This window comes from Kitasatospora sp. NPDC023120 (genome assembly GCF_055560835.1).
In genome coordinates, this window is record NZ_JBVHHY010000007.1 from 12,949 (window position 1) to 36,572 (window position 23,624).

18 protein-coding genes and 2 pseudogenes are annotated in these 23,624 nt (G+C 70.8%); 13 read left to right on the top strand and 7 right to left on the bottom strand.

Annotation, left to right across the window (positions count from 1 at the left end):
* Positions 1 to 1,380, bottom strand: a complete 1,380-nt coding sequence (locus tag ACZ3TI_RS12065; protein ID WP_465726085.1) for a sugar transferase — start codon at positions 1,378 to 1,380, stop codon at positions 1 to 3.
* Positions 1,381 to 2,021: 641 nt separating this feature from the next.
* On the opposite strand from ACZ3TI_RS12065, the gene ACZ3TI_RS12070 reads away from it, so the two are divergent.
* Entirely contained in the window at positions 2,022 to 3,461 is a 1,440-nt protein-coding gene (locus ACZ3TI_RS12070; protein ID WP_465726087.1) for a tyrosine-protein kinase domain-containing protein, read from the top strand.
* Positions 3,458 to 4,027 (top strand): arsenate reductase/protein-tyrosine-phosphatase family protein, encoded by a 570-nt coding sequence (locus ACZ3TI_RS12075; protein ID WP_465726089.1) that lies wholly within the window; start codon positions 3,458 to 3,460, stop codon positions 4,025 to 4,027. Before ACZ3TI_RS12070 ends, ACZ3TI_RS12075 begins: the two co-directional genes overlap by 4 nt.
* A gap of 215 nt (positions 4,028 to 4,242) precedes the next feature.
* Here ACZ3TI_RS12075 and ACZ3TI_RS12080 read toward each other — a convergent pair whose 3' ends face one another.
* The 6 genes and pseudogenes from ACZ3TI_RS12080 to ACZ3TI_RS12105 form a co-directional block, all read right to left on the bottom strand.
* Complete coding sequence (locus ACZ3TI_RS12080) at positions 4,243 to 7,050, bottom strand: ricin-type beta-trefoil lectin domain protein (RefSeq protein WP_465726091.1); 2,808 nt, start codon at positions 7,048 to 7,050, stop codon at positions 4,243 to 4,245.
* Positions 7,051 to 7,163: 113 nt separating this feature from the next.
* Positions 7,164 to 7,451, bottom strand: a pseudogene (locus tag ACZ3TI_RS12085) (sugar ABC transporter substrate-binding protein); the annotation flags it as partial.
* Positions 7,452 to 7,557: 106 nt separating this feature from the next.
* The gene (locus tag ACZ3TI_RS12090; RefSeq protein WP_465726093.1) at positions 7,558 to 8,253 is read right to left on the bottom strand and encodes a FadR/GntR family transcriptional regulator; all 696 of its coding nucleotides are present in this window, start codon (positions 8,251 to 8,253) and stop codon (positions 7,558 to 7,560) included.
* Between the two features lie 133 nt (positions 8,254 to 8,386).
* Positions 8,387 to 9,418: an ABC transporter permease gene (locus ACZ3TI_RS12095; protein WP_465726095.1), complete on the bottom strand. Its 1,032-nt coding sequence runs from the start codon at positions 9,416 to 9,418 to the stop codon at positions 8,387 to 8,389.
* Complete coding sequence (locus ACZ3TI_RS12100; RefSeq protein ID WP_465726096.1) at positions 9,402 to 10,958, bottom strand: sugar ABC transporter ATP-binding protein; 1,557 nt, start codon at positions 10,956 to 10,958, stop codon at positions 9,402 to 9,404. Before ACZ3TI_RS12100 ends, ACZ3TI_RS12095 begins: the two co-directional genes overlap by 17 nt.
* A 79-nt stretch (positions 10,959 to 11,037) precedes the next feature.
* Entirely contained in the window at positions 11,038 to 12,084 is a 1,047-nt protein-coding gene (locus ACZ3TI_RS12105; RefSeq protein ID WP_465726097.1) for a sugar ABC transporter substrate-binding protein, read from the bottom strand.
* 499 nt (positions 12,085 to 12,583) lie between these two features.
* Here ACZ3TI_RS12105 and ACZ3TI_RS12110 point away from each other — a divergent pair, with 499 nt between their 5' ends.
* The 11 genes and pseudogenes from ACZ3TI_RS12110 to ACZ3TI_RS12160 all read left to right on the top strand — a co-directional run.
* Complete coding sequence (locus tag ACZ3TI_RS12110; RefSeq protein ID WP_465726098.1) at positions 12,584 to 13,435, top strand: fumarylacetoacetate hydrolase family protein; 852 nt, start codon at positions 12,584 to 12,586, stop codon at positions 13,433 to 13,435.
* Between the two features lie 11 nt (positions 13,436 to 13,446).
* Positions 13,447 to 14,787: an L-fuconate dehydratase gene (locus ACZ3TI_RS12115; protein ID WP_465726099.1), complete on the top strand. Its 1,341-nt coding sequence runs from the start codon at positions 13,447 to 13,449 to the stop codon at positions 14,785 to 14,787.
* A complete protein-coding gene (locus ACZ3TI_RS12120) occupies positions 14,784 to 15,548 on the top strand; it encodes an SDR family NAD(P)-dependent oxidoreductase (protein WP_465726100.1) in 765 nt (254 codons plus the stop codon). Before ACZ3TI_RS12115 ends, ACZ3TI_RS12120 begins: the two co-directional genes overlap by 4 nt.
* A 2-nt stretch (positions 15,549 to 15,550) precedes the next feature.
* A complete protein-coding gene (locus ACZ3TI_RS12125; RefSeq protein WP_465726341.1) occupies positions 15,551 to 16,543 on the top strand; it encodes an aldo/keto reductase in 993 nt (330 codons plus the stop codon).
* Positions 16,543 to 17,283, top strand: a complete 741-nt coding sequence (locus tag ACZ3TI_RS12130; protein WP_465726101.1) for a (Fe-S)-binding protein — start codon at positions 16,543 to 16,545, stop codon at positions 17,281 to 17,283. Before ACZ3TI_RS12125 ends, ACZ3TI_RS12130 begins: the two co-directional genes overlap by 1 nt.
* Entirely contained in the window at positions 17,280 to 18,731 is a 1,452-nt protein-coding gene (locus tag ACZ3TI_RS12135; RefSeq protein ID WP_465726102.1) for a LutB/LldF family L-lactate oxidation iron-sulfur protein, read from the top strand. The genes ACZ3TI_RS12130 and ACZ3TI_RS12135 overlap by 4 nt, the downstream gene beginning before the upstream one ends.
* Positions 18,728 to 19,381 (top strand): LutC/YkgG family protein, encoded by a 654-nt coding sequence (locus tag ACZ3TI_RS12140; RefSeq protein WP_465726103.1) that lies wholly within the window; start codon positions 18,728 to 18,730, stop codon positions 19,379 to 19,381. The genes ACZ3TI_RS12135 and ACZ3TI_RS12140 overlap by 4 nt, the downstream gene beginning before the upstream one ends.
* A pseudogene (locus ACZ3TI_RS12145) lies at positions 19,378 to 19,656 on the top strand (L-rhamnose mutarotase); the annotation flags it as partial. The gene ACZ3TI_RS12140 and the pseudogene ACZ3TI_RS12145, both read left to right, overlap by 4 nt.
* 43 nt (positions 19,657 to 19,699) lie before the next feature.
* Positions 19,700 to 19,921, top strand: coding sequence for an amidohydrolase family protein (locus tag ACZ3TI_RS12150; protein WP_465726342.1), 222 nt, complete (start codon positions 19,700 to 19,702; stop codon positions 19,919 to 19,921).
* 157 nt (positions 19,922 to 20,078) lie between these two features.
* Positions 20,079 to 20,774 (top strand): FadR/GntR family transcriptional regulator, encoded by a 696-nt coding sequence (locus ACZ3TI_RS12155; RefSeq protein WP_465726104.1) that lies wholly within the window; start codon positions 20,079 to 20,081, stop codon positions 20,772 to 20,774.
* A gap of 742 nt (positions 20,775 to 21,516) precedes the next feature.
* Positions 21,517 to 23,624, top strand: a 2,108-nt coding sequence (locus ACZ3TI_RS12160; protein ID WP_465726105.1) for an RICIN domain-containing protein, incomplete at its 3' end; no start/stop codon positions are given.

Below are 23,624 nucleotides of genomic sequence, written 5' to 3' on the forward strand. Positions count from 1 at the left end.
TCAGTACGCCCCGGTGCCCGCGATGACGGCCCGCACCGTCCGCACCAGCACTGCGAGGTCCACCGACGGCGACCAGTTGTCCACGTATCCGAGGTCCAGGGCGACCGTCTGGTCCCACGACAGGTTCGAGCGCCCGCTGACCTGCCACGGGCCGGTGAGACCCGGCTTGACGGCGAGTCTCCGCAGTTCCACCTCGTCGTAGTGGGCGACCTCGTCGGGCAGCGGCGGACGCGGGCCGACCAGGGACATCTCGCCGCGCACCACGTTGAACAGCTGGGGCAGTTCGTCCAGCGAGCAGCGGCGCAGCAGGCGGCCGGCGCGGGTGATGCGCGGATCACGGCGGATCTTGAACATCCGGCCGCCGTGTTCGCTGGTGGAGGCCAGCTGCTGCCGCAGGCGTTCCGCGTCGGCGACCATGGTGCGGAACTTCATCATGGTGAACGGCGCCCCGCCGCGTCCGACCCGGGTCTGCCGGTGCATGACGGGTCCCGGGGAGTCCAGACGTACGACCACGGCCACCGCCGCGAACACCGGGGCCAGCAGCACGATCAGCAGCGCGGCGCCCAGCCGGTCGGTCACCGACTTCACCGCCGCAGCGGGCCCGCGCCGCAGGGGCGGGGTGACGTTCAGCATGGTGAGCCCGGCCACGGAGATGACGCCCACCCGGCGTCGGGACACCTCGGTCAGGCCCGGTACGAGCACGAGCCGACGGCCTTCGCCGTGCAGGGCCCAGGACAGCCGGCGCAGGCGAGTTCCGCTCATGTGGGGTCCCGGTACGACGAGGACCGCGTCCACGCCGAGCCGCCGGGCCGCCTCCAGCACCGGTGCCGAGTCGGCCGTCATGCGCGGGGGCTGCTGCCGGTCCAGGCGGGCGGCGACCGGGGCCAGCGTCTGCGGGTCCTGATCGCCGATCGGGCACACGCCGACGACGACGAACTCGTGCTCGGTCCGCCGCGCGAGGTGGTCGACCAGGCCGTCGACGGCGTCCGCCTCCCCGATCACCAGGGCCCGGTGTACGGCTCGGCCGTCACGGCGCCGGGCGATCAGATGCCGGTGGATCAGTGTGTGCACGACGGCGCTCGTCGGCACGGAGGGCATCAGGACGGCGAGCGCGAGGAGGAACGGGGAGTCCTCGCCCGTCGCCGCCCGTACCACCGCGAGCACGCCGACCATGACCAGCCAGTCGTGCAGCGCGGGACGCAGGACGCCGCCCTCACCGAGACGGTGTTCGGCGTAGCGGTCCCGCGCGGCGCGCACGAGCGGCCAGGCCACGGCCACCACCGCCGCACGGGTCAGTGCCTGCGCGCCGCCGGCCAGGACGAAGGCCAGGTAGGCCGGCACGAGGGCGCCGACCGCGTCACCGAGGACGGCGGCCGGCACGTACCAGAGGGGCTTGCCGGTGCCGCGTCCGGCCGGTGGCTGTTCGTCGACGACCCGACTCCACGGCTCTCGTGCCGTTGGTAGCTGGGGAAGAGTATCCCCGAACAGCCACATTCGCCCTCCAAACGTGATCAAAAGGCTCTGTCGAGTGTGCATGGCCGCTCCGGGCCGAGCGGGGTGCGACGCTGAGCCGTGGGGATCTGTCACCCGATAGGGCTCTGAGCGGTGCCCCTGGTGGGCGTGCCGCATGCGCTGCCCGGCTTCAGCGGCGGGCGGGGCGTACCCGAGCGCGCGGCGAAGGACGGGCCGGGCGTCGTACGCCGTGTTGACGTCCGCGCCTGCCGGCGGCACGCCGGCGAGCACGGCAGCCCGTGCCGGCGCGCCTCGCCGTCTGGGCGGTCCGGGCCAGGCGGCGATGTCGGGCCGTCGAGATCGGGCTGGAGGGAAAAAGTCGGATATTCGGCCTTCTTCGCCGTGACACGGCCGAGAAGGCACCGGATGGACTAGCGGTTGTCCCCACGGCGGCGCGGTATGGGGGTGGCTCCCCCGCTGGACGCGTGCGGGTCTCTATGGTCGCTGCGTCCACAGGGAACAAAACATCCCAATCCGGGTGGTTTCCTCGGTTCGATGAGGGGTGCAGCTTGGATCTCCACGGCTTCCTGAAGGCTCTTGCCCGACGCTGGCCGACCGTCGCCGTCTGTCTGGTGGTCGCGGTCGGGACGGCGCTCGCCGCGACGAGTTTGAGCACCGCCGTCTATGAGGCCAGAACCCAGCTCTTCGTGGCGACCCGCGCCGGGGAGAACACCGCCCAGCTGAACGAGGGTCAGACTTTCTCGCAAGCGCGGGTGCAGTCGTACGCCGAGATCGTGACGACCCGGCAGGTGACCGTGCCGGTGGTGGAGCGGCTGGGACTGCGCACCACGCCGGAGGAGCTGGCGTCCCGGATCACCGCCCGGGCCCCGCTCAACACGGTGCTCATCGACATCACCGTCCAGGACGCCGCGCCCCAGCGGGCGGCACTGATCGCCAATGCCGTGGCGGAGCGGTTCATCGCGGTCGTCGAGCAGCTGGAGACGCCCAAGCGCGTGCCCGGCTCCGAAGGCAGCGTGGAGACCTCCCCGGTCTCCCTCCGTGTCACCCAGGAGGCCGTCGCCCCCGCGGCCCCGGTCTCGCCCCGGCCGCTGCTGAACCTGGCCGCGGGCGTGCTCGGGGGCCTGCTGCTCGGCGCCGGCGTCGTCGCGTTGCGCGAGACGCTCGACACCACACTCAAGACGATCGAGGCGCTGGGCGAGTTCACCGAGCTGCCGGGCCTCGGCACCATCCCGTACGACAGGAACACCCTCAAGCAGCCGCTCGCCAGCGCCGACAGGCACTCCCGGCGCGCCGAGGCCTTCCGCAAGCTGCGCACCAATCTGCGGTTCTCGCAGGTCGACGACCCGCCGCGGATCATCGTGGTGACGAGTTCGGTGCTGGGAGAGGGCAAGACCAGCACCGCGGTGAATCTCGCCCTCTCGCTGGCAGAGGCGGGCGTCTCCACCTGCCTGGTGGACGCGGACCTGCGCCGTCCGTGCGTGGCCCCGACCTTCGGTCTCGTCCAGGACGCGGGCCTGACCACCGTGCTCATCGGGCAGGCCCGCATCACCGACGTGATGCAGCAGGTCGCGGGCGGCCTGTCGGTGCTGGCCAGCGGCGCGGTACCGCCGAACCCCACGGAGCTGCTCGCCTCGGCGCGCATGGAAGAGGTACTGAAGGAGGTGGCGGCCATGTACGAGATGGTGATCATCGACACCGCGCCGCTGCTGCCGGTCGCCGACACCGTGGGACTCGCCTCGCTCGCTCAGGGCACGCTGCTCGTCGTCCGCGCTGCCAGGACCAGGCGGGACCAGGTGCGCACCGCCGCGGAAACGCTGGAGCGGGTGGGCGTACGCGTCATCGGCACCGTCTTCAGCATGGCGCCGGTTCCCAAGGGTGACCGGTACGGCAACCGGAACTACGGTGAGCTGCCCGCCCCCCGGCCGTCGGTCCCGCACGAGGAGGCGGCCGTGCCAGCCGTGACCGGTGGGGGCGACGGCGAGGGATGATCCGGGTCCTGTTCATCTGCACCGGCAACGTGCACCGCTCGGCGCTCGCCGAGCGGCTGCTGGCCGCCCGGCTGCCGCGTGGCTCGGCCGTGCGGCCGGAGAGCGCCGGCACGCAGACCTGGCCCCGCCCGGCCATGGAGCACTCCACCCGGGCGGTGCTGGAGCGGCTGGGCGGCGAAGGCTCAGGCTTCGTCTCGCGCCCGCTCACCGCCCGGCTCGTCCTGGGATCGGCGCTGGTGCTCGGGCTTGCCCGCGAGCACCGCGAGGCGGCCGTACGGCTCGCGCCCTCGGCGATGCGGCGCTGCTTCACCCTGAAGGAGTTCGTGCGGCTCGCCGGCGGGGAAGCCGACGGGGACGGGCGACAGCCGGAGGGCGGCAGGGATTTCGCCGCCGTGGTCGCAGCCGCCGCCGCCCGTCGGGGGCACGCGGCCCCGGTCCCGCCGGAGGCGGACGACGTCGCGGACCCCCGGGGGAGGCCCTCCGCGGCGCTGGCCAGGTGCGCCTGCGAGATCGACGACGCGGTGGGAAGGCTCGTCCGTTTGTGCGAAGCCTCGGTAGCGCTGTAGGCCAGAGCACCCTTGCGTGGGGACCAGGTGGGGACCGCTGGGGGTCAAGGGGTCGCAGGTTCAAATCCTGTCGTCCCGACCAGCGTTTACGCAGGTCGGAGGCCGTTTCCATCGGATGATGGGAACGGCCTGTGCGGCATCGACGACCAGGCGTGCCCGGGGTGCCGACCACCATCATTGGTCGGCACCCAGGGCCTTGTTGCGTCAGGTCGGGATCAGGGCAGGTGCCAGATCTGGTTGGCGGCAGCGGAGCAGTCCCACAGGATCAGCTGGGTGCCGGCGGGACCGGCGCCCGAGTCGTCCAGGCACTTGTTGCTCTGCGGGTTCTTGAGGGTGCCGTCGGCCTGGGGCTGCCAGACCTGGTTGCCGGCCCCGTTCACGCAGCCGTACAGCTGGATGGGGGTGTTGTTGCCGGGGTTGGTGCCGGGGGCGGTCATGCATTTGCCGAGGGTGCGCAGGGTGCCGTCGGTGCCGACGGTCCACTGCTGGTTGGCGGCGGTGCCGCTGCACGCCCAGACGACGATGGGGTTGCCGTCGGTGGTGCCGGCTCCGGAGTCGTCGACGCACAGGCCGTTGATGCCGGTGATGTGGCCGGTGCCGGTGGTCTTGTCCAGGCCGATCTGGACGGTGCCCAGGTGGCTGGCCGCTGTGGCCGGTGTGCCGGAGAGCCGGCTGAACGTCATGCCGGAGACCGGGGCCGACACCTGCTGGACCAGGTAGGACTTGCCTGCCGTGGTCGGGATGGTGAACTGTCCGGCACTGGTGGGGCGGACGATGACGGTCTTCTGGTCGGCGCCGTCGACGACCGAGACGCTCTGGCCGGGCCAGGGATTGCGGATCTTGATCGTGCCGGTGGAGCCGGCGTGGATGCCGACGGTGCCGATGACGCCGCCGTGGACCTGGACGGAGACGGTGCTGCCGCCGTGGATGTACTGGGTGCCGTCGGCGTCCCAGCCCTGTGGCAGGGCCGGAGCGATGCGCAGCAGGCCGTCGTAGTCCTGGACCAGGGCCTCGTTGATCGTCAGTGCGACGTTGGCGGCCTGCTCGATGTACGGCTCGCTGCCGCCGGACTGGCCCCACAGGTTGGCCAGGCCGGTGGGGTAGGTCTGGTACTTCTGGGTGAGCGCGGTCAGGTCGGCGGCGACCCGGTCGGGCAGGCCGAGGCGGGCGGCGTGGACGGCGTCGAAGCTCCAGTCGTTCTGCTGGACGTTGACCCGGCTGTTGTAGGTACGCTGCGCCAGGGTGAGCAACGGCGAGTTGTCGCCGATCAGGTCGTAGGGCCAGACGGCTTCGAGGTCGTCGTTCTCGGTGTTGTAGACGGGCGCGGTGGGCTGGGAGGACTGGCCGAGGACGTCGGTGCCGGAGGCGTCGGCGGCGGCGGTGAGGTTCTGCCGGTGGGTCGCGGCGTCGGTGCGCGGGTAGTCGGGGATCTGCGGGATCGCGGCCTGCAGCTGGGATACCAGCGTGGCGTCGGTGTTCAGGGCCTGGGCGGCGGAGATCGTGGCGGGGAAGAGGGCCTTCATCGCGTCGATCATGTTGACCGGGTCCTGCACGTTCCACTGGTTCTCGTGGACGTTGGCCACCGCGTGCCGCTTGCCGTCCGCTCCGACGGTCGTGTACGCCAGCAGGAACTGGGCGGACTGTTGCATGAGCGGGTAGTTGGTGGTCAGGAAGTTCCGGTCGCCGGTGGTCAGGTACTGCTGCCAGGCCCACAGACCGATCTCCGCGCCGGAGGAGACGGTCCGGCCGTTCCAGGTGGACAGGGCGTCGTCGCAGGAGGCGGCGCCGAACGGGTCGCTGTCGCTCTGGAAGCCGTTGCCGTTGAAGCGCATGGTCTCCGGCACGCAGATGCCGGGCCGGTTGCCCATGTAGGTCCTGGTCCAGGCCTGGATGTTGGCCAGGTTGGAGGTGTAGAGGTTGAACACGCCGGAGTTGAGCGCGAAGGCGCCGGCGCCGATGTTCGCGGCGACCTGGCCGCGCAGGTTCCAGAACCAGTAGCCGGCCGGGTACCAGTTCTGGGTGTCCTGGGAGAAATTGAAGAGGTCGGCGACGCCGGCCTGGGAGCCGGGCAGCGGCCCGCGGGACTCCTCGGCGGTGTAGAAGTAGTACAGGGTGCGAAGCTTCTCCAGGTAGTCGGCGGTGCCGTCGGCCGAGGAGAGCTTCACCAGGCCGAGCTTGGCCCAGTAGCCGTGCCACCAGCTCAGGTGCGGGGCCTGGAGGGTGCCGGTGCTCGCGGCCGCGTCCGTGCTCAGCAGCGCGGCGGCGGTGGTGGCGGCGTTGCCGCCGGTCCAGCTCGGGCTGCCGACCAGGATGCGGAAGCTGCCGTCGGTGTTGGGGGTGAGGTCCACCTTCACGGTCTGCGAGTCGGTGACCGTGGCGGTGACGTCGCGTCCGCCGGCGGTGAGTGCGGCCAGCGAGCCGAAGGTCCGGCCGGAGCCGGTGGTGGCGTTGCTGTCGACCCAGGTCTCGGCGAGGGTCGCGATGCCGCCCGAGGCCGCGGCGGTCGGGGTGCGGCCGGACCACAGGTTGACGGTGGCGGACTGGGCGGTGTTCGGGTCGGCGCCGGTCACGTCCACGACCAGTTCGTCCTTGTCGGCGCGGACGTAGATCGTCGCGCTCATCCCGCCGCCGGACTCGCGCAGCACGCCGTCGTACGGGTCGACGGTGGCGGTGAAGTCGGTGGCGTTCGTGATCCGCGACAGGCCGGGGATCTGCAGCCAGCCGGGGGACTTGCGGCCGGGCAGGGTGTCGGCGCGGTTGAGTTGGGCTGTGAAGCCGTTGGCGGCCCAGACCGCGGCGCCGAGAGTGCCGTTGCCCAGCGGCATCGACTGGGTCGCCGCGGTGTTCGGGCTGCCCAGGGCGATGTTCGCCTCGCGGACGAGGCTAGCGGTATCGACGGAGAATGCGCCGCCGGACCAGGCGGTGGTCATGGTGGCGGCGGTCGCCGTGGCGGGGGACCAGGCGGCGGCGGTGGTACCAAGGGTCAGGGCGACTATCGCCCTGACCACCGGTGCACTTGGCATGGTGCGGCCTTTCAGTGGGGGTGGGTGGGGAGCAATCACTGGTGGTGCGCAGACCGCAGTCCCGTCGTCCCGTTGTCGTGGTGGCTGCTGGTCTGGTTCAGGGGCCCTCTCGGTCAGCCCGTGGCACGGTTGGCCCGGAGCGACGGGTCGCCGATGTTCTCCTTGGTGACCAGCGGGGCGGGGAGCTGGTTCTCCAGGCCGTCGGGCTGGGAGACGGTCGCGTCGATGTCGCCCTTGCGGATCGCGTCGAACTCCTGCGGGATGCCGTCGTTGGAGACGATGGCGATGTGACCGGGCTGGCCGGCGGGCTCGAGCGGGCCCTTCTGCTGGAGCAGCGCGAGGGTCGGCCGCAGGAACACGCGGCCGGCCCGCACGTTGACGCCGCCGGTGTCCGGTTGTCGGCCAGGGTGGACCGGGTGGTTCGGCTCTTCATGTGTCAGACCGTCCCGGCAGTAGGGGTCGTACGCACTGGCAGGGAACGGATGCGCGGGACTTGGCACGTCGCCGTCAGGCGATGGCGCCGAGGTCCAGCGAGCCGGTGCCCGCGGCCAGCCAGTCTTCGACGGCGGCGACGTGCACGGTGCTGGCACTGGCGGCCAGGACGGCATCGCGGTTGACCAGCGCCTGCCAGATCGCCTCGTGCTCACGGTGGGCCTGCTCGCGGGCCGTTGTGTGTGTACCGCGCACGATGCGCAGCCGCTGCGTGTGGGTGGAGAGGATGCCGAGCAGGGTGGACAGCACGGGGTTGCCGACGGCGTCGGCGATGGTGCGGTGGAATTCGATGTCCAGCTCGATGAACTCCTCGATGCCGGCTGCCGCGGCGCTCCGGTCGAGGACGGCCCGCAGCATTCGCAAGTGTTCGTCGGTGAGCAGGTCCGCGGCGAGGGCGGTGGCCTGTGGCTCCAGCAGGCGCCGTACCTGGAGGAGTTGGCGGGCCGTGTGCCCGTGGGAGACGTCGGCGGCGAAGGTCATGGCCTCCAGCAGGAGGTGGGGTTCCAGTCCCGACACGTATGTGCCGTCGCCCTGCCTGGGGTCGAGGATCCGCATCGTGGTGAGCGCCCGGACGGCCTCGCGCAGCGAGTTGCGCGACAGCCCGAGCTGGTCGGCGAGATCCCCCTCGTTGGGGAGCCTCGCGCCGGGCGGCAGGACGCCGGAGACGATCATCTCCTTGATCTTCTCGATGGCCCGGTCGGTCACCGCCATGGTCTTTCGCCTCCTCCGTGCGGGCATGGGAGTGATGGTCGGTCGAGGGGTGGGGAAGGGGAGGGCGAAGCGGCGCGACTCGTTCCGCCGGGCTGGTCGCGCCGCTTGGGCGGCTCTCAGGCCGCGGGGCCCGTCACTCCTGCTTCTCGCCCGAGGCGAAGCGGGAGATGATCAGCGCGACGATGATGATCGCCCCGTTGAGGAACTGGTTCCACAGTGGCGGCACGCCCGCGAGGGTCATGACGTTGACCACGAGCTGGAGGGTCAGCACACCGGTGAGGGCGCCGAAGAGGGTGCCCCGGCCGCCGTTGAGGCTGACGCCGCCGATGACGGTGGCGGCGAAGACCTGGAAGATCCACCCGTTGCCCTGGTCGGCGGAGATGGAGCCGTAGTGGCCGGTGTAGAGGACGCCGGCGAACGCAGCCAGGAGGCCACCGAGGATCAGCACGATCCAGGTGATCCGGTCGACCCGGATGCCCGCGGCGCGGGCGGCCTCGGAGTTGCCGCCGATCGCGTACAGGGCACGGCCGTGCCGCAGCCAGGCGAGGGCGCAGCCGCCCGCGGCGAAGAGCAGCGCGCAGATCCAGATCGCCGCCGGGACGCCGAGCCAGCTGACGCTGCCGAGGTAGGTGAAGGAGTCGGGCAGGTTGACGATGGACTGGCCCTGGGAGATGGCGACCTGGAGGCCGCGGAGCAGGGTGAGCGCGCCGAGGGTGACGATGAAGCCGTTGAGGCGCAGCTTGAGGATCAGGAAGCCGTTGATCGCCCCGATGAGCGCGCCGACGGCCAGGCACAGCGGGATGGCCGTCCAGGAGGGGAAGAGGCCGAGGCCGTTGAAGCGTGCGCCGTGGTCGGGCAGGACCAGCCAGACGGCGATGACGGGGGCCACGCCGATCGTGGATTCCAGGGACAGGTCCATCCGGCCGACGATCAGGATCAGCGCCTCGGCCAGGACCAGCAGGCTCAGTTCGGTGGCCTGCTGGCCGACGCCGAGCAGGTTGTCGGAGGTGAGGAAGGCGGGCGAGACCGCGAATCCGATGATGCCCAGCACCAGGAGTACCGGGACGAGGGAGAGGTCACGGTAGCGGGCGAGCTGGAAGCGGTGCTCGGCGGGCCGGGTGACGGCCGGCGCCGCGTGGGCGCGGACCTCAGTGGTGGGAGACATGGCTTTCCTTCGTGTCGGTCGGGCCGGCCATGCCCTCCATGGCTGAGACCAGTTGTTCGTCGCTCCAGCCGTGCTCGAACTCGGCGACGACGCGGCCGTGGAACATGGCCACGACCCGGTCGCAGACCCGCAGGTCGTCGAGTTCGTCGGACACGATCAGGGCGGTCTTCCCTGCGTCGGCGACCGTGCGTACGGTGCCGAGCAGGGATTCCTTGGACTTGACGTCAACGCCGTTGGTGGGCCGGATGGCGACCAGGACGTCCGGTTCGGTGGCCAGGGCGCGGGCGATGACGACCTTCTGCTGGTTGCCGCCGGACAGGGCTGACACGGGGGCGGAGGGGCCGGGCGTCTTGATGTCGAGGTCGCTGATCATCCGCTGGGCGAAGGCCCGGGTGCGCGAGGGCAGTACCGTGCCGAGCGGGCCGAGCTGGTCGGTGACGGTCAGGGTGGCGTTCTCGGCGACGCTGCGCTGCGGGATGAGGCCCTGGATGTGCCGGTCCTCGGGGACGAAGCCGATGCCGGCCGCGAGAGCGGTGGGAACGCGTCCGGTGCGCACCGGACGGCCGGCGACGGCTATCGTGCCGGCCTGCGGGCGGTGCAGCCCGGCGAGGGTCTCGCCGAGCCGGACGTTGCCGCTGGCGGCCGCTCCGGCCAGGCCCACGACCTCGCCGGCCCGCGCGGTCAGGGAGAAGTCCTGGTAGGCGCCGGCCAGGCTCAGGCCGGAGACTTCCAGCAGTGGGGCGCCATCGGGGATCGTGCGGCCCGTCACCGACCAGGCGGGCTCGCTGTCCCGGGAGCTCTCACCGGTCATCGCCTCCACCAGGGCCTGCTGGTCCAGGTCGGCGACCGGTGCGGTGATGATGTGCCGGGCGTCGCGGTAGACCGTGACCGTGGTGCAGAGGTCGTAAACCTCCTGCAGGTGGTGGGAGATGAACAGGAACGCGACGCCCTGCTCCTGCAGTGAGCGCAGCTTGTCGAAGAGCCGCTCGATGCCGCGCGCGTCGAGTTTGGCGGTGGGCTCGTCCAGGATGATGAAGCGGGCCCCGAAGGACAGCGCCCGGGCGATCTCGACGAACTGCCGCTGTTCGACACCCAGGTCCTCGGCGCGCGCGGTCGGGTCGACGTCCACTCCGTACTCGGCGAGCAGCTCGCCGGCCCGGTGGCGCAGCTGCTTCCAGCTGATCGGGCGCAGCGCACCGGTGCTCTGCCGGTCCAGGAAGAGATTCTCCGCGACGGTCAGCGCCGGGATGATGGTGGAGCGCTGGTAGACGCAGGCGACCCGGGATCGCCAGGCGTCGGTGTCGCCGGAGGCTGGGGCCGGTTCGCCGTTGAAGCGCAGGGTGCCGGTGTCGGGGTGCTGCAGCCCGGTGAGGATCGAGACGAGGGTTGACTTGCCGGCGCCGTTGCGGCCGACCAGCGCGTGCGACTCGCCGGGCGCGACCGAGATGCGGGCGTCGCTGAGCGCGACGGTGGCGCCGAAGCGCTTGCTGATCCCGTCGGCCTCGACGACTGGGCCCCGGACGGGGCTGGGGTCCGCCATGGCGGGTCCTTTCAAGGTCGTACCCGTGAGCGGCGGTCCGCTGGGGGTGCCGGTGAGCCGCTCACGGGAGTCGGATGGGTCATTTGCCGACGTTGTTGCCCCACAGGGACTTGTCGTCGACGTTGTCCCTGGTGACCAGCGGAGCGGGCAGCTGGTCCTCCAGGCCGTTGGGCAGCTGGATGATGGTGGACTGGTGGTCGGTGGCGCCGGGCTGGAAGGTCTTGCCGTCGGCGGCGGCCTGCGCATAGAAGAGCGCGTACTTGGCGTACAGGTCGGCGGGCTGGGAGACGGTGGCGTCGATGTCGCCCTTGCGGATCGCGTCGAACTCCTGGGGGATGCCGTCGTTGGAGATGATCGCGATGTGGCCGCTCTGCCCGGCGGGCTTGAGCAGGCCCTTCTGTTGGAGCAGGGCGAGGGTGGGCTGCAGGAAGACGCCGCCGGCCTGCATGTAGATGCCGCTGAGGTCGGGGTTGGCGGCGAGCGTGGACTGGAGCTTGGCGGAGGCGACGTCGCCCTTCCAGTCGGTGGCCAGCTCGATGACCTGGATGCCGGGGAACTTCTCCTTCATGCAGGCGGCGAAGGCCTCGGAGCGGTCGCGTCCGTTGATGGAGCTGAGCGCGCCCTGGAGTTCGGCGACCTTGCCCTTGCCGTCGAGCTGCTTGCCGAGGAACTCGCAGGCCTTGGTGCCGTACGCCTTGTTGTCGGCGCGCACCACCATGTAGACGTTGCCCTTGTCGGGGCGGGTGTCGACGCTGACCACCGGGATCTTCTTGGCCGACAGCGTCTCGAGGGTGGAGGCGATCGCGCCGGTGTCCTGAGGGGCCATCACCACGGCCTTGGCACCGGTGTTCTGGAACACCTGGACGTTGGCGACCAGCTTGGTCACGTCGTTCTGAGAGTTGCTCACCGGCAGGGTGTTCAGGCCCTGGGCGGAGGCGTCCTGCTTGACGTACTGCGCGTAGGAGTTCCAGAAGTCGGAGTCCGCACGCGGCAGGTCGATGCCGATCGCCGGCTTGCCGGACGCGGACCCGCCGGAGTCGCTGCCGCGGTTGCAGGCCGTGGCGAACCCCGCCAGGACGACCACGGCGGCGGCCGTGGCCGCGATTCTGGAGGAGCGAGGCTTCATGGTGCTGATCTCCTTGGCTGGGACGTTCGGTCCCCCGGGGACGGGGATCCGGCGTGGCGGGGGGCCGCGAGGCCGTCCCGGTGGGGCGAAGCGGGCAGGGGAGCCGGCCTCCCTTCCAGCCCTCACCAGGAGGGAGGCCGGTTCCCTGGTTGCGGCGGTCCGTGGCAGACGGAGCCGGATCGCGCTTCCGCAGTCATCGGATGGCTTGCAGGCCAGGAGGACCATACGAGCCTGACATCTGACTGACAAGAGGAAACCTGGGATGATTCTCAACCGTGACGTCCAGGTTTCCGTCCCGTGTCATGAGTGAAACGGAACTTCCGCCCTGAGCTGCCAATTTGATGGTTCTTTGAGGGCGTACGAGTCGAAGGGCCCAGCAAACATCGGAGGACTTCTTGCGGTGGCGCAACGAGGCTCGTATGGTCGGGGCGTCACAGATTCATCCGATGTGTCGGCCGGTAAAGAGTCCCGGCTCGCAGACTTATGACGGGAGCAGGGCATGAAGCTGCTGCGGATCGGACCGGCGGGCGAAGAGGTTTCGGCGGCACTCGGCGACGACGGGCGGGTCTTCGCACTCACAGGCCTGACCACCGACATCGACGGGGCGTTCCTCGGGTCGGGCGGGATCGATCGCGTCCGCGACGCTCTTGCCGCCGGCACACTTCCCGAGCTCGACCCCGCCGGCCTGCGGGTCGGAGCGCCGATTGCCCGGCCGGGCAAGGTCGTCTGTATCGGCCTCAACTACCGTGACCACGCCGAGGAGACCGGAGCGGCTGTCCCCCTCCGGCCGGTGGTGTTCATGAAGGACCCGTCCACGGTGGTCGGCCCCTGTGACGGGGTGCTGATCCCGCGTGGTTCGACGAAGACCGACTGGGAGGTGGAGCTGGCGGTCGTGATCGGCCGTGAGGCCCGCTACCTGGACTCGCCCCACCAGGCCCTCGCTCATGTCGCGGGCTTCGCGATCAGCAACGACGTGTCCGAGCGCGAGTTCCAGCTGGAGTATTCCGGGCAGTGGGACCTCGGCAAGTCCTGCGAGACCTTCAACCCGCTCGGTCCGTGGCTGGTCACCCCGGACGAGGCCGGCGACCCGCAGGCCCTGGGCCTGCGTCTGGCCGTCAACGGCGAGACGCGACAGGACGGCAACACCAACAACATGATCTTCGATGTCGCCCACATCGTCTGGTACCTCAGCCAGTACATGGTGCTCAACCCCGGCGACGTCATCAACACGGGCACCCCGGCCGGTGTGGCCCTGGGCCTGCCCGGCACCCCCTATCTGCGCGCGGGCGACACCGTCGAGCTGGCCATCGACGGCCTCGGCACCCAGCGCCAGACCTTCTCCAACGCGTGAAAGGCACCACCTTGTCCGCAACCACAGCGCGGATCACCGCCGTCGACACCTACGACATCCGCTTCCCCACCTCGCGGGAGCTGGACGGGTCCGACGCCATGAATCCCGACCCCGACTACTCCGCCGCCTACCTCGTGCTGCGCGCCTCCGCGGGCGGCCACGAGGGCCACGGGTTCACCTTCACCATCGGCCGTGGCAACGACGTCCAGGTCGCCGCCATCGACGCGCTGAGCGAGCACATCGTCGGACGTTCCGTCGCCGAGCTGTGCGCCGACCCCGGCTCCCTGTATCGCGACCTGATCGGCGACAGCCAGCTGCGGTGGCTGGGGCCCGAGAAGGGCGTGATGCACATGGCGATCGGCGCCGTCGTCAACGCGGTCTGGGACCTGGCCGCCAAGCGCGAGGGCAAGCCGCTGTGGCAGCTGCTCGCCGACGCCGACCCCGTGTGGCTGGTCTCCCAGATCGACTTCCGGTACATCGCGGACGCGCTCACCCCCGAGGAGGCGCTGGAGCTGCTGACCAAGGGCCGGCATGGCGCGGCCGACCGGACCGCCGAGTTGCTGCGGCGCGGCTACCCCGCCTACACCACCTCGCCCGGCTGGCTCGGGTACTCGGACGAGAAGCTCACCCGCCTCGCCAAGCAGGCGGTGGCCGACGGCTTCACCCAGATCAAGCTGAAGGTCGGCGCCGATCTTCAGGACGACATCCGCCGCTGCCGCGCCGCCCGCCAGGCCGTCGGCCCGGACATTCGCATGGCGATCGACGCCAACCAGCGCTGGAACGTCGCCGAGGCGATCGAGTGGACGAACGCCCTCGCCGAGTTCGACCCGTACTGGATCGAGGAACCGACCAGCCCGGACGACGTCCTCGGCCACGCCGCCATCCGCAAGGGTGTGCGCCCGATCAGGGTCGCCACCGGCGAGCACGTGCAGAACCGCATCGTCTTCAAGCAGCTGCTCCAGGCAGGCGCGATCGACGTCCTCCAGCTGGACTCGGTCCGGGTGGCCGGTGTCAACGAGAACCTCGCCATCCTCCTGCTCGCCGCCAAGTTCGGCGTCCCGGTCTGCCCGCACGCCGGCGGCGTGGGCCTGTGCGAACTGGTCCAGCACCTGTCGATGTTCGACTACGTCGCGCTCTCCGGCACCACCCAGGACCGGGTGATCGAGTACGTCGACCACCTCCACCAGCACTTCCTCGACCCCGTCGTCATCGACGCCGGCCGCTACCGGGCGCCCACCGTACCCGGCTTCTCCGCCACCATGCACCAGGCCACCATCGACACCTACACCTACCCCGAGGGCGCGTTCTGGGCCGCCGACCGGGCCGCCGCCGAGCAGCAGGAGCGCTCATGACCACCCGCGACCTCGACGGCCTGACGGCTCTGGTCACCGGCGGCGCCTCCGGCATCGGACTGGCCACCGCCCGACTCCTCGGCGAACGCGGCGCGGACGTCGCCGTCCTGGACCTCGACCCGAGCAGCGTCCGCGCCCCACTGCGCGGCTTCACCGCCGACGTCTCCGACGACCACTCCGTACGCGCGGCTGTCCAGGCGGCGGCCGAAGCGCTCGGCGGGATCGACATCCTGGTCAACAACGCCGGCATCGGCGCCGCCGGCACTGTCGAGGACAACCCGGACGAGCAGTGGTACCGCGTCCTGGACGTCAACGTGCTCGGCATCGTCCGCACCACCCGCGCCGCCCTCCCGTACCTGCGCCGCTCCACCCGCGCCTCGGTGGTCAACACCTGCTCGATCGCCGCCACCGCCGGACTGCCCCAGCGCGCGCTGTACTCGGCGAGCAAGGGCGCCGTCCTCTCGCTCACCCTGGCGATGGCCGCCGACCACGTCCGCGAAGGGATCCGGGTCAACTGCGTCAACCCGGGCACCGTCGACACCCCGTGGGTCTCACGACTGCTGGACGCGGCCGACGACCCGGCGGCCGAGCGCGCCGCACTGAACGCCCGGCAGCCCACCGGGCGGCTGGTCACCGCCGAGGAGGTCGCCGCAGCCATCGCCTACCTCGCCTCCCCGGCCGCCGCCAGTGTCACCGGCACCGCTCTCGCGGTGGACGGCGGCATGGCCGGCCTGCGCCTGCGACAGGAGCCACGCCCGTGAACCTGCGCCACCGCCCGCTCGGCGGCGGCAGGGTCCAGGTCACCGAACTCGCCTTCGGCTCAGCCGGCATCGGCAACCTGTTCACCGCGGTCAGCGACGAACAGGCAGAACAAGCTGTCACCGCCGCTTGGGAAGCGGGCGTACGGTACTTCGACACCGCCCCGCACTACGGCCTGGGCTTGTCCGAGCGCCGCCTCGGTGACGCGCTGCGCGCCCTGCCCCGGGACGACTTCACCCTGTCCACGAAGGTCGGCCGGCTGCTGGAGCCGACCCCCTCCGTCGACGGCGACGACCTGGCCAACGGCTTCGCCGTGCCCGCCACCCACCACCGGGTCTGGGACTTCAGCGCCCGGGGCGTGCGCCACTCCGTCGAGGACAGCCTGAACCGGCTCGGCCTCGACCGGATCGACATCGCCTACCTCCACGATCCCGACGACCACGCCGAACAGGCGCTCGACGAGGCCTATCCAGAACTCGAACGCCTGCGCGCGGAGGGAGTCATCGGAGCGATCGGCCTCGGCATGAACCAGGCCGAACTGCCCGCCCGCTTCATCCGCGAGACCGACATCGACGCCGTCCTGCTGGCCGGCCGCTACACCCTGCTCGACCAGCGAGGACTGGCCGAACTGCTGCCCTTGGCCCAGCAGCGGGGCGTCGGCGTGGTCATCGGAGGGGTTTTCAACTCCGGCCTGCTCGCCGACCCCCGCCCGGGTGCCACCTTCGACTACACCGCGGCCCCCGTCCACCTGCTCGACCGGGCCCTGGAGTTCAAGGCGGTGTGCGAGAGGTACGGCGTACCGCTGCGCGCCGCCGCCCTGCGCTTCCCGTTCGGGCACCCGGCGGTGGCGAGCGTCCTGGTCGGCACCCGCAGCGCCGCCGAGGCCCGGGACGCCGCCGCTATGCTCGATCACCCCGTCCCGGCGGCGCTCTGGGCAGAACTCAGGGACCGCGGACTGCTGCGGGAGGACGTCCCCACCCCCGAGGAGGTGAGCTGATGCGCATCGCCCTGTTCATCACCTGCTTCAACGACACGATGTTCCCCGAAACCGGCCGCGCGGTGGTGACCGTACTGGAGCGACTGGGCCACACCGTCGACTTCCCGCAGGAACAGACCTGCTGCGGGCAGATGCACTTCAACACCGGCTACCGCCCCGACGCCGTCCCGCTGGTGGCGCGCTTCGCCCGGACCTTCGCCGACTACGACGCCGTCATCACGCCGTCCGCCTCCTGCGCCGGCATGGTCAAGGAGAACCACCCGTTGCTGGCCCGGGAGTACGGGCCCGCCGGCCTCCGACAGCAGGTCGCCGAACTGGTCCCCCGGGTGCACGAGTTCACTGAATTCCTGACCGACGTCCTCGGCGTCACCGACGTCGGCGCCCGCTTCCCGCACCGCGTCGCCTACCACCCCACCTGCCACTCGCTGCGCGGCCTGCGCCTCGGCGACCGCCCCGACCGCCTGCTGCGCGCCGTCCGGGACCTCGACCTCGTCGACCTGCCCGCGGCCGACTCCTGCTGCGGCTTCGGCGGCACCTTCGCCGTCAAGAACGCCGACACCTCCGCCGCGATGCTCGCCGACAAGAACACCGCCGTCCTGGACAGCGGCGCCGACGTCCTGTGCGCCGCCGACAACTCCTGCCTGATGCACATCGGCGGCGGACTGTCCCGCCAGGGCGCCCCCGTGCGCACCATGCACATCGCCGAGATCCTCGCCGCCTCCGAAGGAACCGCACGATGAGCAACCCCGCCAGCCGTGGCGTCGTCTGGCTCGGCGCCCCGTCCTTCCCCGACGCCGCCCGCGAGGCGCTCGACAACACCCAGCTGCGCGCCAACCTGAAACGGGCCACCACGACCATCCGCGACAAGCGGCTCGCGGTCGCCTCCGAACTGGACGACTGGGAGCAGCTGCGCGGCGCCGCCGCCGCGATCAAGAAGCGGACCTCACGCCACCTCGACCGCTACCTCGTCCAGTTGGAGGCCGCCGTCACCGCCGCGGGCGGCACCGTGCACTGGGCCTCGGACGCCGTCGAGGCCAACCGCATCGTGACCGAACTCGTGCAGGCCACCGGCGAACGCGAAGTCGTGAAGATCAAGTCCATGGCCACGCAGGAAATCGGCCTCAACGAGGCCCTCGCCGAAGCCGGCATCACCGCCTACGAGACCGACCTCGCCGAACTCATCGTCCAGCTCGGCGACGACCGGCCCTCCCACATCCTCGTCCCCGCGATCCACAGGAACCGCACCGAGGTCCGGGACCTGTTCGTTGCCGAGATGGGCCACTGGGGCCGGCCCGCACCGGACGGGCTCACCGACTCACCCGCCGACCTGGCGGACGCGGCCCGGCTGCACCTGCGGCAGAAGTTCCTCTCCGCCAAGGTCGCCGTCTCCGGTGCCAACTTCGCCGTCGCCGACACCGGCACGGTCGTGGTCGTGGAGTCCGAGGGCAACGGCCGGATGTGCCTCACCCTGCCCGACACCCTGATCACCGTCATGGGCATCGAGAAGGTCCTCCCCACCTGGCAGGACCTGGAGGTCTTCCTCCAGCTCCTGCCCCGCTCGTCCACCGGCGAGCGGATGAACCCCTACACCTCCACCTGGACCGGGGTGACGCAGGGCGACGGCCCGCAGGCCTTCCACCTGGTCCTCCTCGACAACGGCCGCACCGACACCCTTGCCGACGAGGTCGGCCGCCAGGCCCTCGCCTGCATCCGCTGCTCCGCCTGCCTCAACGTCTGCCCGGTCTACGAGCGCACCGGCGGCCACGCCTACGGCTCCGTCTACCCCGGACCGATCGGCGCCGTCCTCACCCCCCAGCTCGTCGGCGTGGAGAACGCGGCGACCCTGCCGTTCGCCTCCACCCTGTGCGGGGCTTGCTACGACGCCTGCCCCGTGAAGATCAACATCCCCGAGGTGCTGGCCCACCTGCGGGCCAAGGCCGTCGAGACCAAGCCGAAGCGGGCGGAGGCGCTGGCCATGAAGGCCGCCGCCACCGTCCTCCACTCCCCGCGCCTGCTCGGCGTTGCCCAGAAGGCGGCCGCCCTCGGCGGCCGGGCCCTGGCCCGGGACGGAAGGATCGGCCGACTGCCGGGCCCGCTGCACGGCTGGTCCGACACCCGCGACACCCCCGCGCCCCCCGCCGAGTCCTTCCGCACCTGGTGGCGCAAGAACAGGGACCAAGAAGCATGAACAGCCGTCAGGCCATCCTCGGCCGTATCCGCGCCGCGCTCACCGACGTCCCCGCCGGCGAACTGCCCAGCGACGTCCCCGTACCTCGAACCTATCGCCGCAGGCACACGGAGCCGGGCGAGGACACCGTCGCCCTGTTCGCCGAGCGGGTCGCCGACTACCGCGCCACCGTGACCCGCACCGACGAGGCGAGCCTGCCGGCTGCCATCGCCGCCGCGCTCACCGCCCGCGGGGCGAGAAACCTGGCGCTGGCCGGCGGCTTCCCCGCCGAGCTGCTGCCACCCGGCGAATGGGAGTGGCACGCAGAACCGCTGGACATGGCGGTGCTCGACAGCTTGGACGGCGCGATCACCCTGGCCGCCGCCGGCATTGCCGTCACCGGGACCATCGTCCTCGACGCCGGCCCCGGCCAGGGCCACCGCGCCCTCACCCTCGTCCCCGACTTTCACCTGTGCATCGTCCGCGGCGAGCAGATCGTCGCCGACGTCCCCGACGCCCTCGCCCGCCTCGACCCGCGGAACCCCCTCACCTTCATCTCGGGGCCGTCCGCTACCAGCGACATCGAACTCGAACGCGTGGAAGGCGTGCACGGCCCCCGCTCCCTGCAGGTCATCATCGTCGACCACCCCACCCACCCGGAGCAGCCATGAGTGTCGCCCTGCACACCCGCGTCCGCGCCGACCGGATCGCCGAGTACGAGGCCGCCCACCGGGACGTGCCCGCCGACCTCGTCGCAGCCATCCGGGCCGCCGGCGTCACCTCGTGGAGGATCTGGCGCAGCGGTTGCGACCTGTTCCACCTGCTGGAGTGCGAGAGCTACCCCCGGCTCCTCGCCGAATCGGAGCACCTCCCGGTCAACGTCGCCTGGCAGGAGAAGATGGGCGAACTGCTCGACGTCAACCACGATTACTCCGACACCGGCGCCGGGGTGGCGGACGGCGGACCTCGCGCCGTACACCGATACCTCCCTGGAGGCCTTCGGCCCGCAACGCCTCCTCTTCGGCTCCGACTGGCCGGTCTGCACCCTGGAGGCCGGCTACACCGAGGTCACCCGGATCACCAGGCACCTCGTGGACGGGCTCGGCGCCAGGGAGAAGGACGCGGTGTTCCGGCACAACGCGATCCGCGTGTACGGGCTCGGCCGCCAGCGCAGGACTGCCGAGGGACGTGCAGGCCCGACGCGTCCGTAGCCGACCCGGACGAAGGACGGCCCGTCCGGGGCAGCTACCGCACGGACGGGTGACGGTGGATCGCCCCCGGGCCACTTTGACCCGTCACGGTCAAGGTGATCGGGCGGCCGCCGTGGAAGCTATGCTGCAACGATCAGGACCAGGGAAAGGCAACGGCGTGCCAGTCACCGACTCGGCGATCGAGAAGATCAAAGCCATGATCGTCAGTGGAGAGCTGCGCCCCGGTTCGCGACTCCCCAAGGAGGCAGACCTGGCCGAGCGACTCGGCCTGTCGCGCAACTCCCTGCGTGAGGCGGTGAAGGCCCTCTCGCTCATCCGGGTGCTCGACGTACGCCAGGGAGACGGCACGTACGTGACGAGCCTGGAGCCCAACCTGCTGCTGGATGCGCTGGGCTTCGTCGTCGACTTCCACCAGGACAACTCGGTGCTGGAGTTCCTGGAGGTCCGCCGCATCCTGGAACCCGCCGCTGCGGCCATGGCTGCCCGAGTGATGCCGGACGCGGAGATCTCCGCGCTCGGGGAGCTCCTGGAGGGCCTGAGCGACGATGCCTCCCTGCAAGAACTGATCGACAACGACCTCGAGTTCCACCGCAGGATCGCAGCCGGTTCCGGCAACACCGTCCTGTGCTCGCTCGTCGACGGCCTGTCCGGCCCGACCGCCCGGGCGCGGATCTGGCGCGGGCTGACCGAGGAAGGTGCGGTCGACCGGACCCGCCAGCAGCACCACGCCATCCTCGATGCGATCGCCCACCGCCGCCCCGACCTCGCGCACGCCTGGGCGACGGTGCACGTGGCAGGCGTCGAGCAGTGGCTGCGGGACACCCTCGGCGCAGCCGGATCATCGCTCGGCTGACCCAGGACGAGCGCTTCAAGAGAGATCGTCGGTGACGACGGTGTGCGCAGCAGTATGCGGGTGATCCCTGGCGGTGAGAAGTACCGCCCGTCCCCGGGGGCGGCGGCGACGTACGCGAAACCGAGCGCGCTGGTCACATCGTCGCAGCTGCCGCACACCCGTGATTCGAAGCCGGCCTTCCGGCAGACGGCTGCCGCACGTGCCGCCGGCCCCGGCATGGACAGGGCTCGGGCGGCACGGAGGACTCGTTCCCCACGCTGCGGCCGAAACCACGGCTTCTCCTAACTCCGTAGGACGATCAGGCTGGGTGGTCGGCCGCTGGTCGGTGCCGACGAGGCCCCGGTCGTGCCTCGCCTCGCCCTGGTACGGACTGACACGTCCGGGCGGTGTCTCGCGAGCTGTTCGGCCGAGCCTTCGGCGAACGGTGCGCCGCGGCTGACGTTGCCGCGATGGAGCACGCGTTCAGTCGGCGACTATGTGGCCCGAAGCCCTACACATCCGACCTTTTAGTATCCTGAGGCGCAGTCATCGCTGGCGTCTCTGCTGGCGCCGCTGTAGCTACAGCTCGACTGTTCAAGCAATTGCGAGTCAAAGTTGTTGACTTGTGTGCGAATGCGTTCCATATTGAGCAACATTGACCTCGCACACCCTTCCGGCGCCAGACGGGCCGCCGGGTCCTCCAGTCGCGCCCTTGGAGCGTTACGTGCGCAGACATCCTATCAATTTCCGAAACATGCTCACCGTGCTCGCAACCTCTGCGGTCGCTCTCGCCGCCACCTTCACCGCGATCCCGAGTTCGCCCGCAGTCGCTGCTCCAGCGCAACGGATCGCCATCGATGGAGCGTCAAGCGGGCGCGTCTTCGACGGAATTGGCGCGATCAGTGGCGGCGGGGCCACCTCCCGGCTCCTGGTCGACTACCCCGAGCCGCAGCGCACGCAGGTGCTGGACTACCTGTTCAAGCCCGGCTACGGCGCTTCGCTGCAGATGCTGAAGGTGGAGATCGGCGGCGACGCGAACTCCTCCGACGGACCCGAACCGAGCCACATGCGCACCCCGACCGAGGTCGACTGCAATCGCGGCTACGAGTGGTGGCTGATGGAGCAGGCCAAGGCACGCAACCCCGACATCGCGTTCTACGGCCTGGAGTGGGCAGCGCCGGGCTGGCTGAACGGCGGCATCTGGTCCCAGGACAACATCACCTACCTCAAGTCCTGGCTGGGCTGCGCCCAGAGCCACGGACTGAAGGTCGGCTACCTGGGCGGCTGGAACGAGAACGGCTACGACAAGGCCTGGTTCGAGAACCTGCGCACCGCCCTGGACGGCAGCGGCCACGCCGACACCCTGTTGGTGGCCTCCGACAGCAATGACGCGAACTGGACGGTCGCCTCGGACCTGGCCGCGGACAGCGCCTTCAACCGGGCGGTCGCGGTCGTGGGCCTGCACGGCGTGTGTTGGAACTCGACCCCGGTGTACACCGCCTGCCCGGGCAGCAGCACCGCGACCGGGCTGGGCAAGCCGCTGTGGGTGGCCGAGGACGACAACGACAGCGACGGCGCCAACCCGCCGGCGCTGGCTCGCAACCTCAACCGCGAGTACATCGACGCCAGAATCACGTCGGACATCAAGTGGGCGCTGGTCGGCTCCTGGCCCGCGAACCTTCCGTTCGCCGGGGCCGGCCTGATAGCCGCCGATCAGCCCTGGTCGGGCAACTACACCGTGGGCCGCGACATCTGGGTGATGGCACACACCACGCAGTTCGCCAAGCCGGGCTGGCGCTACCTGGACACGGCCAGCGGCTACCTGTCCGGCGCCGGGATCAACGGCGACCGGCACAGCGGGAGTTACGTCACCCTGAGGTCCGGCCAGGACTACAGCACGGTCATCGAGACCACTGACGCCTCGGCCGCGAAGACGATTGCGCTCAGCGTCGCCGGCAGGCTGTCCACCGGGCCGGTGCATGTGTGGGACACCGACATGAATGCCACCGACCCCGCCCGCTGGTTCGTCCACACCCAGGACATCGTGCCGCGAAACGGCGGCTACTCGCTGACCGTGCAGCCCGGCCACCTCTACACCGTGACCACCACCACCGGCCAGGGCAAGGGCACTGCTGTCGCGCCGCCCGCGAAGAGCTTCCCGCTGCCCTACCAGGCCGACCTGAGCGGATACCCGGCCCGGACCGCCGCCCGGTACTTCCACGACTGGGCCGGGGCCTTCGAGACCGCGCCCTGCCCGGCGGGCACCGACACCCCGATGTGCCTGCGCCAGGTGATCACGGCGCCCGCCCACCCCTGGCACACCGACATGAACTACACCCCCGCCACCCTGCTGGGCGACCCGTCGTGGAGCAACTACCAGGTCTCCACCGACGTGCTGTTGGAGGAGGCGGGCACCTCCGCCGAGCTGCTGGGCCGGATCGACCACGTCGACCACGACCGCTCCGCCTACCACCTGAGGATCGACGACGGCGGTTCCTGGCGACTGTCCAGCGAGGACCGCTCGGGGACCGACACCGTCCTGGCCGCCGGCAGCTACCCCGGCGCGGGCGCCGGGACCTGGCACAACGTCTCGCTGGCGATGCAGGGCCAGTCGATCACCGCCTTCGTCGACCACGTCCAGGTCGCCTCGCTCACCCACGCCGGCCACGCGATCGGCCAGAGTGGACTGGCCGTCGGCGGCTTCCAGCACGCCGACTTCACCCACTTCGGCGTGACCCCGCTCGCCGGACCCGCCACCACGCCCCTCACCAACACCAACAGCGGCAAGTGCCTCGACGTCAGCGGCAGTTCGACCGCCGACGGCGCGCAGGTCCTGCAGTGGACCTGCGGCAGCGGCAAGGCCAACCAGCT